Below are 13427 nucleotides of genomic sequence, written 5' to 3'. Positions count from 1 at the left end.
TTGTTAATTCTGTAACTCCTGCCACATCTCTCCACAGCAACGTCAAGACGGCTGCTACCATCAAGGGTAAATTTAGTATCCGATCTCTGAGGCCTAATTGACGATAATAATTTTCTTGAGCAGTAATCGCCGGAGTCAGTAATGCTTCAAGTTGATTGGCAATTACTTCATCTTCTGCCATCGGGCGTTGGGTTCTCTTCGCGTGATCTCGGTTTAGTTTTCGGTTGTTACTCATGGGCAACTGCAATCGCTCAACTCTTCTTCTGTTAGAAGTTTCACCCGATTTTTGTTGCCTCTTGACAAATTCCCGAATTCCTTAACTTGTGACTAATGACCCTCTATCAAACTCAAGCTCATGGCTCACCTACCATCTATCATTGCGCTAGTTTCGACATATATTTCAGTGAGACCTTTGAGACCTCGATTGCTGGTCTGAGAACCCCCATAAGTCTAATTATTACGCTCCTCAAAGCTAGGAGTGACGGGATGGGGTTGAATGCTACGGGTCGAACTTTCAATGTCTCGAAAAAAAGCGTGATTGATTGGGAAAGACGTTTAGCCGGGCTCAAACCGACATTAATGCTTTATGCCTTGCTGCATGAGTTTATTCATCAGGAAATCGAAGGGAATGAACTCTATACTAAGGTGGATAAAAATGTTCCGCCTTCAGTTTCCCAAGGATGGACAATTGTTCTGATGGAACGAGGCAGTCGATTTATCTGGGAATTACATTGTGGAGGCAAAAACCAACAGCTATTTGAGAAAGCTTTAACCTGCTGGGCTCAGGTTATTGAGAAAACAGGTAGTCTTAATCTCTTAACCGATGGGGAACGACGCTATGGCAATTTACTATTTGAGATTTGCTATGACCTGATTCGCAGTGGTCGACCGGGAAAACCGAAAAAAAGATTACGCAAAGGAGTGCGAGTGCGGTTGAAAAATAAAGGTTCTCAAAAGGGGCCTGGACGTAAACGTCAAAAGTATCAAGCCCCAGTGCCTGAGCATCCTGAAACCGAACATGATGTTGCTGAGTCTAGGATTCACGCGAATCATGTGGAAGCCTTCAATGCTTCTCTCCGACAGCGGAATGCAGCCTTTCGGCGCAAAACTAACACCTATGCTAAATCACGTAATAACCTACAACGAACACTCGATGTCTACTGGTTGGTGCATAATTTTGTGCGCGTTCATTTCACTACTAAAATGATCCCTGCTGTGAACTTAGGAATTTTGCCTGTGAGGATATCTTGGGCAGAGTTGTTACTCATCCGATATGCAGTCTAACTCACGCCAGGAAAAGGTTTTAGCTTCCCATTCTACGGAACCCGTGCCAAGTATTGCACTTATATGTTTGAGCATCACAAGCAATAATGTCGCTCGCAGAAAACCAACATCAAGACTTAGTTGAAACCTAATGATGTTTTTGAACTAAAATCCCAAGATAAATTCAATACTTAACTATGATTATTAAGTTGCAGTGCCGTCGTCTATACTGTTTACAGGGCTGATGAAACTATTGAGCTATGTACAAAACTTTAGAATGTCGACCTGATAGCTATCGAGCATGGTACGAACAAGGTCATTTGGCACAGAAGCAAGGAAATGATCGAGAGGCATTAATCTGTTACCGTCGAGCACTAGAGTATAGTCCACAAGATTATTGGGCTTGGTATCGCAAAGGAACCGTTCTAGAAAAATTGGGTGAATATAATGAAGCAGTTGCTAGTTATGATCGCGCATGCAATTTGAAATTACATAACTATTGGTCTTGGTATCAGCAGGGATTTATCTGTCTTAAAGAATTGGGTCGATACAATCAAGCAATCACATGTTTTGAGTCAGCTCTAGATTATAATCCTGATGACTATTGGTCAAGGTATCGCATCGGGGAAGCCTGGAGTAATTTGCAAGAGTACAATCGAGCCATTACTTATTTTGATAGCGCGATCGCAATGCGTCCTAATGATTTTTGGGCTTACTATCGATTAGCTGAAGCATACCAAAAACAAGGAAAATTAGACCCAGCATTATTAAATTTCGATCGAGCATTGACTTTAAAACCAGATGATTTTTGGGCTTGGTATCAAAAGGGAATTGTCTTACAGCAACGAGATCTATTATTGGATGCTATCAACTGTTATCAGCATGCTCTATTAATTAACCCTCGATCATCTCTTGTCCACTACCAATTAGCTTGTGGTTACGCCAGGCAAAATAAGGTTAATTGGGCGATTTGCTTTATAGAAAAAGCTATCAATATAAATCCAAAAACCTATTTGGAATTAGCGATAAATGACCCGCTCTGGTCTGGATATCGCCAAAAAGCAGGTTTTATGAAATTAATTAAGGTCAAACAACAAGAGTATAGGGCTATCAACTAAGGAAATTATTGAGCCAGTCAAATAAATCTTGCTGATTAATCTGAAATGCCCGAGTAAACTTCGGCACTGGTAAGACCAGATTGAGATTATCAATTGCCGGAATTGATTTATCTTTACAGTCATTTTATATAGAATCACTGATAATTTATTTGATATTTATGGTTTCTCATATTGGCCAATGCCAAGATATAAGAGTGAATACATAGAGATATTTTCAGGGAAAATAACTAAATTTAAATTCAAAATATTGAATTTTAAAGACAACTTTTATATAGGAAATTTTATTAAAATATGAATTCTAATTCTTTTAAGGAAGTAGCCAACGAAGCAGGGATTGAATGGTCGAGACATAAAGGGAAAGAATCTTTTAGTATTGCCTGGCTCGATTCCAATAACGATGGTCTTTTAGATTTGTGGATTAGTGGTCACGGATATAACGGTGCTTCTACTCAATATCCCGATGGCAAATATCCTTATCTTTATCAAAATAATGGTGATGGTACTTTTACTAATATTTTTGATCAAGATTGGCGCAACGGTGCTGGGGGAGATGTCCACGGCACAACCTGGATCGATTTTGATAACGATGGAGACCAAGATTTCTTCGCTGCTGGAGGCGGAAAATTAGGAGATACTAGCGAAGTAGATCTAGATCTTTTGTCAAATAAGTTTTTTATTAATAACAATGGTGTTTTAGAAAATGAAGCTGCGGCCAGAGGCTTAGAAAATGCGATCGCCAGAAGTCGTTCTTCTGTTTGGTTTGATGGCAATAATGATGGTTTACTGGATGTCGTTGTTACCACTGCCTTAAGAGAAGATGACCAGGGTTACACAGCTTACTTTGAACAACAAGCCAATGGCACCTTTGTTGATAAAACCACAGAGGTTGGTTTAGATGTTGATGGTTCGTCTCGCTATGCTCAATTAGGAGATTTAACCGGAGACGGCAATCTCGATTTAATTATCCAAGGAACCTATAGTTGGCCTTTAGGCGTTTACGATTTTTCCTCTGGTGATACCTTTGTCGAAGTCACCAATGTCGTTCCCCAGCTGAACTATACTCCAGCAGATCCTAGTTTCGATTTTGAGGATCATGATTCTGCCAGAGATTCGATTATTGCCGATTTTAATAACGATGGGCGCAACGAAGTCTTTCTGACACGCTCCCATGTTTTTACTGCCGAACCCAGTATTTTCCAAGGTAGCGACACCATTGTTTCGGCCGATCTAGTTTTACAAACTGGTGGTGAAATTGGTATTAGTTTTAAAACTGATGGTGTATTCGCTCTCGATTCTTTTGGCTTTAGTGGCCGTGATGCTAGTTATGCCGGGTTTGATGCCAGCAATATCTTTATCGGGACAGAAGGCAGAGCACCCACCGAAGCAGAATTAGCAGCAATTTTCAATTCTGGTTACAACTTGAATTTAACCTCAGGAAGCGATGCCTGTGTTTTTTGTGGTGGCGATCATTCAGGTCATAATCATAGTAGTGCCGCTTTTCAATTAGATCCTAATGATAATAGTGTTATCGGACTGAAAAGCGATCGCTCTGCTAGAGGTATTTATGTCGGTTTTGACCCCAGTAACAATACTTGGGAAGTCCGACTTTTTTCTCCCGAAAATGAATTAGTTCGCATCGCGGTCGAATCTGATCAAGCGATCACAGAATATACAGAGATTAATTTCACTTCTGGCGATCCCAATAATCTAGCTCTATCTGACCAATTTTTGGTCTATGACGATACTACGGGAGAATACTTAGACAGAGCTGATGAAGTCGGCTTAGGAGATCCTACATTGGCTCAGTCTGCGGTTTCTGGAGATTTCAATAACGATGGACATTTAGATATCTACGTTGCTAATGCCTATCCCAGTTTCAATCAGCCCAATATTCTTTATCAAAACCAAGGTGACGGTACTTTTCTCAAGATAGAAGTTGCTGGTGGAGCTTCATCATCCGAAGTCGGACCCCATCGTCTTGACTTTGAGGTTGGTCAAAGATTAGCAGTTGCTGATTACGATAATGACGGTTTCCTCGATATTTTTGCTGGTTCTACTACGGCGAAATCTCCCCGCAAAACTTATCTAGGAGCACCTTCCCAGTTATTCCATAATGAGGAGGGGATTAATGGCAATACCAACAAATGGGTGCAAATCGATTTACAAGGAGTCCAGTCAAATCGTGATGCGATCGGTGCAAGAGTTCTGGTGACTACTGCTGATGGTGTTACTCAAGTTCGCGAACAAAACGGTGGGATGCATGTTTTTGCCCAAAATACATCTCGTTTACATTTTGGCCTAGGAACTAATGAAATTGTGGCCGAGATTGAAGTGCAATGGCCATCTGGTGAAACTAGTATTTTCAGTAATGTAGAACCGAATCAGATTTTAAAAATTGTCGAAACCTTCCCCAATATTATTATCGGGGATGATAATGCTAATAATCTTGAAGGTACGGACGACAAGGATCACATTATTGGGTTGGGCGATCGCGATGTGCTGAATGGTGGCAGCAATAACGATAGTCTCGATGGTGGCAACAATGACGATATCCTCTCTGGAGGAAGCGGTCATGATAGTCTCAATGGCAATGAAGGGCACGATACTCTTCATGGAAATGCTGGCAATGATTTGCTCAATGGAGAAGCGGGTAATGATCTACTCAATGGTAATGACGGTGCTGACACCATTTATGGTGGAGCTGGAGACGATACCATCAATGGTAATCAATTACGAGATCGCATCTTAGGTGGACAAGGTAATGATTCTCTTAGTGGTGGTGACGGACATGATTATGTCGAAGGCGGAGACGATAACGATACTATTAATGGGAACGCGGGCAATGATACTCTTGTCGGCGGGGATCAGGATGATGTCATTCGTGGTGGAGAAGACGGCGATCTCATTAAAGGTGGCAATGGGAATGACAATCTCAATGGAGAAAATGGTCGAGATTTGCTAGAAGGAGCAAGCGGTAATGACCTAATCAATGGGGGTGAAGGAGCCGATACGCTCGATGGCGGAGATGGTGATGATGAACTCTTGGGAGAAGGTGGTTTTGATAGCATAGTTGGTGGGGCTGGGAACGATACCATCCGTGGCGGAAATGGCGATGATACCCTCGATGGTGGCAATGGAGTAGATACTCTGGTAGAGATTAACAACAGTGACTTTATTCTCACCAATACGACCTTAATTGCCCGAGGAAATGATGAGATCAGCGGCTTTGAGATCGCAGATCTTCATGGTGGTGAGAATAATAACTTAATGGATGCTTCGGCGGTCACAGAAATTAAGGTGATCTTTGAAGGTGCAGTGGGTAATGACACTATTATCGGTGGGACACAGGATGACACTCTTAGAGGACTCAATGATGCTGACAGTTTAAGGGGAGAAAATGGCAATGATCTCCTAGAAGGCGGTAGCGGTAACGACACTTTAATTGGCGGCAATGGCAATGATATCTTAACGGGAGGTTTGGGCAACGATCAATTCGTCTTTAATTCTCTTGGGGAGAGCACCGACACGATTACTGATTTCTCAACGGCTGATGATCTCTTAGTCTTCTCTGCTTCAGGATTTGATAATACAGTTGCCTCCGAATCGGTTCTCAGTGAAGCCCAATTTACTGTCGGAACCAGTGCTAGCAGTGCTGACCAACGCTTTGTTTACGATAACAGCAATGGCAATCTCTTCTTTGATGCAGATGGGAATGGTGCTGCGAATCAAGCTTTAGTGGCTAATCTGAGCAACAATCCTAGCCTTACTCATGATGATATTTATATCGCAGTTTAGGAATTGGGGATTGGAAAATGTTAACTTCTTCCAATTCTCTGCAAGAAGGGCGGAGAAGTTTCTAATGATCATATATCCCGCAATTTCCATCTTTGCTTTTGAGCTCTGCAAGATTGCGATTTGGCTCGATAATAGCGATCGCCTGACGGGCATATTCAACTAAATCTTGATTTCTAGATGACAAACAGCTGGCTATGGCTTCTACTGGAGTAAGTCCTCCTTGATTAATTATTGTAGGATTTACGCCAGTTTCTATTAGAAATTCAATGATTTCAAAGTAGGGGACGACATGCTGATTCCAAGTTGGATTTAAAAGAAAATTACTTGTATATAAACTAGCGCCATTTCTGGTTAAGAAAGCTATTTTTGATTTCCCCCCAAGTACCGCCGCGTGAAGTGAAGTAGCATCAGAACTATTAGCTATTATTGTAGGATTAGCATTATTTTGCACTAGGAATTTTATTGTGGCTAAATTTCCTTTTTTAGCAGCAATATGTAAGGGTCTTTCTCCTCTATTATCCATTGCATTGATATTAGCACCGTTGTCTAACAATAATTTTATTGTTGTGATATCTCCTCTCGTAGTAGCAATATGTAATGTAGTCTGCCCTAAATTATCTTTGGCATGGATATTTGCGCCATTCTGAATTAAAAGCCTTGCTAGCTCAGTATTTGTAGTATGGTTTGGAGAATAATAAGTATGAAGAGGAGTTTTTCCTTGATCATTAATAGCATGTACATCTGCACCTTTTCTAATTAGGTAATCTGCAATTTTTACATCTTTAACTACGTGCAAAACCTGATCGCTATTTATCTCTGAAACTGCGTTGACATCTACGCCTTGTTCTACTAAAAATTTAACTATATCGAGATCTTGTAGAGTGTAAATTCTATTTTTGTAATCAACTAAAATTTTCAACCCTGCTTCTGTTTTTAAATATTCATCCAATCCTTCTTCATAAACTAGCTTTTTAATAAAATCTAAGTTTTTATTTTTGATGGCAAATTTTAATATTTTAGGTTTATCTTCTATTCGAGCATTAGCAGCTTGCAAAATTTCGACAATTTCGATTAGATCGTATTCAATTGCCTCTTCTATAGGTGTGTTGTGGAAAAAGCCAAAACTCTTTAAATTTATGTCTGCGCCTTGTTTAACTAAAAAGTTAACTGTCGCTGTGTTTTTTCTTTTGATCGCATTATAAAGTGCTGTATAACCATATTCAGTTTGATGATTAATGTTCGCACCATGTTCTAATAGCAAATCAATTACTTTAGGATCATCAGATGCCATTAACGCAGTTTCTTGAAATGCAGCAGTTTTCTGATCTACTAATGCTCCTTTATCTAGTAATAATTTAGTTATTTCAAGATTATTCGCAGCTAAATACAAGGGATGATTTCCTTCTCCATTTTGAAGACTTATATCTGCACCAGCTTTGATTAAAGCTTTAGCAATATCGTCATATCCTTTAGCTATAGCTATATGTAATGAGGTGGCACTATATTCATCATTCCCAAAAGGTTCATGTTTGCTTATTATATCTAAATCTCCTCCTTGTACTATTAGTTTACGCAGTTCTGCTAAGTTTTTGTTGCGAGTTGCTGTAACAATTGGCGGATCTTCTAAAGAGGTTAATAATTGTGGTGGATGTGGTGGTGGAGGATTGAAAAAATTGCTATTATTTTTATTTTGAACTACATTTTGATATTGATTTAATAAAGTTATAATTTTTCTTTCTCGATAATCTTGGGAATTATTACCAAAATCTTGATAGGTTTTTTCTAGTAAATCTTTTGATGGTGTGACTTCATGTTGCAGTAAAATTTTTAAAACTTCTGCTTCCTTGAAAAAAATAGCATCTGCTAAAGGATTTCCAATCGTAGGATTTGCCCCTAAATGTAATAAAATATTGACTGTTTCGGCATTGGCTAAAATTGCTTCTTCTAAAGGCGTTTTTCCATTATTGTCTTGAGCATTAATATCCGCTCCTGCTTCCACATAAAGATATATTAAATTAATATCTCCCGTTCTTGCCACTAGATGAAGTGGTGTGCTGCCATTAAAATCAACTTCTCTAACATTCGCGCCATGATTTAATAACTGGACTACAGCATCATATCTTCCTTGTCTAATATCAGATATAAAGAAACTGTCTCCTGGGGATTCATAAGCAAAATTGAGAAGACTTCCGTTAGGATTACAATCAAGCTGGTTTAAATCAATTTTTTGCTCTAATACTGCCTGTAATTTTAATAAAGATTGCTTATTTGAATTGCGACTACGTCTAATAATATTACAAATATCTGGATTGCTTAATGCAATGCGAGGACTTAATAAAATGAATATCAGGTTTATTATTATATAGCTTAAAAGATTATTAAGGCAATTGTTAATAAAACTATTATAGTTGGAAAAATAGAATATTTTCATTAAAAAGATTACTCAGATTCAATAAAAAGAAAAATTAATTTTTAGCGATCGCCTGTTTCAATCAAAAATTATCTGATACTCCAATGTTCCTCAATTGTTCCAATATAAAAAAGTCTAGTCATCAATTATCCAAGCGATGAGTGCCGCGATCGCCTCTGCTAAAATACTCACAACTCGATACAAAGCAACCACAATTAGCACCGTAGCAGGGGGAAATTGGGACTGATCAAGAAGCGCGATCGCAGTAGCCTCGAAAACCCCAATCCCGCCCGGGGCACCAGGAACAACTAAACCAAGTAACCAAGCAATACTAAAAGCACTAATCAGAGCAGGGATTTGAGACCAGGCGATCGCTTGTAAAACCAGAAAAGCAAAAATAAATCCGATTCCCCGAAACAGAACAAAACCAATTTCGCCGGCAAAGGGCAACAAAGGATAAGTCTTTAAAGATGTTGGCTTCTTGAGAGCCACTCCTTTTTTGCCACGACTTAAGCGAGCTAGAAGCGGATTTAAAATACGAGGGTGAATCCCCACCAGTACGGCAATCAGGGCTAATATCTGCATAAAATAAATAGCAAGATTAAAATCGGTTTGAACTAAGCCCAAAGATGTACTAAAAATTGCAATTAATAAGGCCGCTGCCGCCATTAATAATGGTTCTAATAGCACACTGAAAGTTGCAGCACCCAAAGAATCATTTTGCCGGGAAATAGCGTTAATTCTCCCGTAGAAATGCCAAACATTTCCTGGTAAGTATTTAGCAATATTGGTAATCAAATAAACTCTAATTCCTTTAGCTAAACCCAAGGATTGGTGAAAAATATCGAGAATCCAAGTCCAGACCCATCCTGACCATACATGGGCTAATAACGTAATAATCAGACTAATAATTAGCATCAACCAGCCAGTTGCATCTACTCTGACGGTTGCTATTTCCGCAAAGCGTTCTTTAAAAGTTTTGAGGAGAAAAAATAAGGTGCCTCCTAAGATAAACCAACGAAGATAAGGTTTGATTATGCTAATAGCTTTTTTCATTACTGGATAATTTAATATGAGACAATATCAGAAGCTGGTACTTTTTAGGGCTACCAACTAGTATTCGCTACAATAAAAACCGATTTGCCTTTATTACAACCATCCTATGACTCTAATCACGCTCCAGAACATCAAAAAAGACTTCGGTATCAAAGAAATATTGCGGGATGGGAGTTTTAGCATTGAAGAAAATGACAAAGTGGGACTAATTGGGGTTAATGGTTCTGGTAAATCGACTCTGTTAAAGGCGATCGCAGGAATAGAAACTTTTGATAGTGGGACAGTCACAGTAAAATCTGGCGCAAATATCGTTTATTTACCACAACAACCAAATTTAAACGAAGATAATACTGTTCTGGATGAAGTTTTCAATGATAGCAGTGAAAAATTACGACTGGTTCGCAAATATGAGGAAATATCACAGAAAATAGAGTCTGAGCTTCCTGCCACAGAAAAAGAGCAGATGACAAATAAGCTCACCCGCGTCATGGAAAAGATGGAAAAGATGGATGCCTGGGAGCTAGAGACCAAGGCTAAAATTATTCTGAGCAAATTAGGCATCAAAGATTTTGAGACAAAAGTAGGTAGCTTGTCGGGTGGATATCGCAAACGGATTTCTCTAGCGACAGCATTGCTAGAAGAACCCGATCTGTTATTAATGGATGAGCCGACTAACCATTTAGATGCCGAGTCGGTTGAATGGTTGCAAAACTACCTCGATAGCTTTGGTGGGGCTATTTTACTAATTACTCACGATCGCTATTTTCTCGATAAAGTCACCAACCGTATCCTGGAAATCGATCGCGCTGATTTATATACCTATAGTGGCAACTATTCTTATTTCCTGGGAAAAAAAGCCGAACAGGAAGCAGCAGATGCCAAGATACAACATAAGCATCGAGGTATATTACGTAGAGAATTGGAATGGTTGAAAAGAGGGCCCAAAGCTCGCAGCACGAAACAGCAGGCCAGAATTGACCGCATCCATGAGATGCAGGATCAAGAATTTAAAGAAGCTCAAGGCAAGGTTGCGATCGACACGGTGGGAAGAAGGATCGGCAAAAAAGTAATCGAGTTACATAATATTTCTAAAGCTTACGACAATCGAACCTTGATCAAAGATTTCAGTTACGAATTCACCCCAGGCGATCGCATTGGCATTATTGGGGGCAATGGTGCAGGCAAGTCTACTCTGATGAATATCATTACAGGGAAGATAGAACCTGATTCTGGTCATGTAGAAATTGGCAAGACAATTCATATTGGTTACTTCGATCAGCATTCAGAAGATTTATTAGATGCGATCGATGTCAATCAAAGAGTGATTGATTATATAAAGGATATTGCGGCCTATGTCACTACCTCTGATGGTGGTCAAATTAGTGCTTCCCAGATGTTGGAAAGATTTTTATTTAATCCCAATCAACAATATTCTCCAATTCATAAGTTGTCGGGTGGAGAAAAACGTCGTCTATTTTTACTCCAAGTTTTGATGGGGGCACCCAATGTTTTAATTTTGGATGAACCGACTAACGATCTGGATGTGCAAACTCTTTCGGTATTAGAAGATTATCTCGAAAGTTTTAATGGTTGTGTCATTAGTGTGTCTCACGATCGCTATTTTCTGGATCGTACTGTAGAATTTATTTTCGCGATCGAGCCTGGAGGAAATTTACGGTTATATCCTGGCAACTATTCTGTTTATTTAGATTCTAAAAAAGCACAAGAAAAAGAAGTTAAAGCCCAGGAAACTTCTATTAAGAAACAGGCGGCTCCAGCTAAGATTAAGCAAGAAAAGACTGAGAATAAATCTCGTCGTTTATCCAATTATGAAAAAAGAGAATATGAGAAGTTAGAGTCTAAAATTGCGGAGATGGAAATGGAGAAGGAGGAGTTAGAAAAGAGTCTCTATCATAATCCCCCGAATGATTTTACTAAGGTGCAAGAGTTATCAGAAAAGTTATCTGCTTTGAATGAGGAGATTGATATTGCGACGGAGAGATGGATGGAGTTAGCAGAAAGAGATAGTTAATAACTTAATAACATCATTGGCATCGAACCCAAATGTAGCTTATTGTTCTTCTAGTTTCATCCAAGCTATGATTGCAGACTTTCCAATTTTCCCATAAGGATTATCTAAAATGGAATCTCGTTGAAAAATTCTTTAAACATTATCTTTCATGGCTAAATAAAATTAATATTATGGCTTGGCAAGATTAATTAATCTACAGAATTAAGATAGTGAGTATCATTAAATTAAATTTATCAGGCAATTGAAATGCCGAAAAAAATTCGAGAATTGAAACAAATACTACGCAAATATGGTTTTCGTGAACGCCCAGGAAAGGGAAGCCATACTAACTGGACACATCCAGAATATCGTGGACGAGTTACCATTGCAGGTAAGGACAGTTCAGATGCCAAACCTTATCTAGAAAAGGAAGTTAATCAAGCAATAGAAGAAGTTAACAAGAAGCAAAAAGATGGATAAACTTAAATATCAAATGATTATTCAGTGGAGCAATGAGGATAATTGTTTTCTGGTGGCTTTACCTGATTTTCCAGGTCAATATTGGCGGACTCATGGAAATACCTATGAGGAGGCTGTTGTTAAGGGAAAAGAAGCTCTAGAATCTTTAATTATTTCCTATGAAGCGGATGGGGAGCCTCTACCAGAACCGAATATTGTTAAAGCAGCCTAAGATTTTACTTCTTAAGAATAGGAATAAGGAAATAGAAGCAATTATCACAAATAGAAATTTGCAGTCACAACAAAAATCATGAACTACCGCGACATTATTACTATCGAGCCAGGGAAAAGAGCTGGCAAACCCTGTATGAAAGGAATGAGAATTACAGTTTATGATGTTTTATCCTATTTTAGCTGCGGGAATGACTTATGAAGAAAGATTAGAAGATTTTCCCTATTTAACAAGAGAAGATATACTGGCTTGTCTTAGCCATACTGTTGATCAAGAACAACAGAATTTAATAGTTAAATCAAATTTATTAAATCAAAGTCTTTAGCTTACAGCTAATAATAGCTAAGCAAAATTATGTTTGTATTTACTTAATAAATCTGAATGTTAAATTGATTCTTGGGTTAATTTTTTTTGCAGTCTTTGGGATCTGATGTTTCCAGAAATGTTGTGTTGAGCCCTGCATAATTAATAAACTACCATTATTCAAGCTAACTTCTAATTTTTCTAGTTCTCTATCATATTTATGTCTCAAGAGAAAACGTCTTGTTTCCCCAAAACTAACTGATGCAATAATTGGATTTTTGCCCAATTCACGCTCATCATCACTATGCCAGGACATATGATCTTGTCCATGACGATATAAATTTGCCAAAACACTATTGAATTCAAGACTCACTACTTTTTCAATTCTTGCTTTGATCAAAAGTAATACGGGGTTCCAAGGAGTAGGAGCCATAGTTATTCCCGAATAGGTATAGGATTTTCCCTGATCTCCGTACCAAGCCGTCAACCTTGGCAAGTTAAATTCTTTGCCAAACATTTTTATTCGATCTTGTTGCCAACTTATTCCACTTTCTAACTCTTTAAACAATTGATTACTTTCCAGTTCTTCAAAGAAGTTTTGATAAATAATCACCTCCCCATCAGGCATTGGCGCTCCTGATGGAAAAGTTACAATTTCAGGATATTTTTGATTATCAATTTTTTCTAAATCAAATAAATCAAGACTAAACTGATTCATCATCTCATCTGGCACAAAATTGGGTTTTAAGCATTAGATTGAGTATTACATCCTTAAAATGG

9 protein-coding genes and 2 pseudogenes are annotated in these 13427 nt (G+C 38.6%); 7 read left to right on the top strand and 4 right to left on the bottom strand.

Features of this window, described 5'->3' with window-relative positions; genetic code table 11:
- Nucleotides 1-181 (bottom strand): annotated as a pseudogene (locus XEN7305_RS10980) (IS4 family transposase); the annotation flags it as partial.
- A gap of 149 nt (nt 182-330) precedes the next feature.
- Between XEN7305_RS10980 and XEN7305_RS10975 the strand changes: the two are divergent.
- From XEN7305_RS10975 to XEN7305_RS26615, 3 genes are all read left to right on the top strand, one after another.
- Nucleotides 331-1284, top strand: a complete 954-nt coding sequence (locus XEN7305_RS10975; RefSeq protein WP_006509490.1) for a hypothetical protein — start codon at nt 331-333, stop codon at nt 1282-1284.
- Between the two features lie 239 nt (nt 1285-1523).
- Entirely contained in the window at nt 1524-2381 is an 858-nt protein-coding gene (locus XEN7305_RS10970; protein ID WP_006509489.1) for a lipopolysaccharide assembly protein LapB, read from the top strand.
- A gap of 291 nt (nt 2382-2672) precedes the next feature.
- Entirely contained in the window at nt 2673-6176 is a 3504-nt protein-coding gene (locus XEN7305_RS26615) for a CRTAC homolog protein (RefSeq protein WP_006509488.1), read from the top strand.
- A gap of 61 nt (nt 6177-6237) precedes the next feature.
- Here XEN7305_RS26615 and XEN7305_RS10960 read toward each other — a convergent pair whose 3' ends face one another.
- Nucleotides 6238-8607: an ankyrin repeat domain-containing protein gene (locus XEN7305_RS10960; RefSeq protein ID WP_006509487.1), complete on the bottom strand. Its 2370-nt coding sequence runs from the start codon at nt 8605-8607 to the stop codon at nt 6238-6240.
- A gap of 114 nt (nt 8608-8721) precedes the next feature.
- A complete protein-coding gene (locus XEN7305_RS10955; protein WP_006509486.1) occupies nt 8722-9642 on the bottom strand; it encodes a lysylphosphatidylglycerol synthase domain-containing protein in 921 nt (306 codons plus the stop codon).
- Between the two features lie 106 nt (nt 9643-9748).
- Between XEN7305_RS10955 and XEN7305_RS10950 the strand changes: the two genes are divergently transcribed.
- The 4 genes and pseudogenes from XEN7305_RS10950 to XEN7305_RS10935 all read left to right on the top strand — a co-directional run bounded on the left by XEN7305_RS10950 (nt 9749) and on the right by XEN7305_RS10935 (nt 12669).
- A complete protein-coding gene (locus XEN7305_RS10950; protein WP_006509485.1) occupies nt 9749-11674 on the top strand; it encodes an ABC-F family ATP-binding cassette domain-containing protein in 1926 nt (641 codons plus the stop codon).
- Between the two features lie 246 nt (nt 11675-11920).
- Nucleotides 11921-12133 (top strand): type II toxin-antitoxin system HicA family toxin, encoded by a 213-nt coding sequence (locus XEN7305_RS10945; protein WP_006509484.1) that lies wholly within the window; start codon nt 11921-11923, stop codon nt 12131-12133.
- Nucleotides 12126-12344, top strand: a complete 219-nt coding sequence (locus tag XEN7305_RS10940; RefSeq protein ID WP_006509483.1) for a type II toxin-antitoxin system HicB family antitoxin — start codon at nt 12126-12128, stop codon at nt 12342-12344. The genes XEN7305_RS10945 and XEN7305_RS10940 overlap by 8 nt, the downstream gene beginning before the upstream one ends.
- Before the next feature lie 78 nt (nt 12345-12422).
- Nucleotides 12423-12669, top strand: a pseudogene (locus XEN7305_RS10935) (DUF433 domain-containing protein).
- 39 nt (nt 12670-12708) lie between these two features.
- Here the strand turns inward: XEN7305_RS10935 and XEN7305_RS10930 are convergent.
- A complete protein-coding gene (locus XEN7305_RS10930) occupies nt 12709-13368 on the bottom strand; it encodes an alpha-ketoglutarate-dependent dioxygenase AlkB (RefSeq protein WP_006509481.1) in 660 nt (219 codons plus the stop codon).
- Nucleotides 13369-13427 lie beyond the last annotated feature (59 nt).

Origin of the sequence: Xenococcus sp. PCC 7305 (assembly GCF_000332055.1) — a bacterium.
Taxonomy (GTDB): domain Bacteria; phylum Cyanobacteriota; class Cyanobacteriia; order Cyanobacteriales; family Xenococcaceae; genus Xenococcus.
This window is presented reverse-complemented; position numbering and strand designations above follow the sequence as displayed.

Excerpts from the sequence above, each read along its gene's own strand:
- XEN7305_RS26615 (WP_006509488.1), top strand. The coding sequence starts at position 2,673 with ATGAATTCTAATTCTTTTAAGGAAGTAGCCAACGAAGCAGGGATTGAA.
- XEN7305_RS10945 (WP_006509484.1), top strand. The coding sequence starts at position 11,921 with ATGCCGAAAAAAATTCGAGAATTGAAACAAATACTACGCAAATATGGT.
- XEN7305_RS10960 (WP_006509487.1), bottom strand. The coding sequence starts at position 8,607 with ATGAAAATATTCTATTTTTCCAACTATAATAGTTTTATTAACAATTGC.
- XEN7305_RS10930 (WP_006509481.1), bottom strand. The coding sequence starts at position 13,368 with ATGATGAATCAGTTTAGTCTTGATTTATTTGATTTAGAAAAAATTGAT.
- XEN7305_RS10940 (WP_006509483.1), top strand. The coding sequence starts at position 12,126 with ATGGATAAACTTAAATATCAAATGATTATTCAGTGGAGCAATGAGGAT.
- XEN7305_RS10975 (WP_006509490.1), top strand. The coding sequence starts at position 331 with ATGACCCTCTATCAAACTCAAGCTCATGGCTCACCTACCATCTATCAT.
- XEN7305_RS10950 (WP_006509485.1), top strand. The coding sequence starts at position 9,749 with ATGACTCTAATCACGCTCCAGAACATCAAAAAAGACTTCGGTATCAAA.
- XEN7305_RS10955 (WP_006509486.1), bottom strand. The coding sequence starts at position 9,642 with ATGAAAAAAGCTATTAGCATAATCAAACCTTATCTTCGTTGGTTTATC.
- XEN7305_RS10970 (WP_006509489.1), top strand. The coding sequence starts at position 1,524 with ATGTACAAAACTTTAGAATGTCGACCTGATAGCTATCGAGCATGGTAC.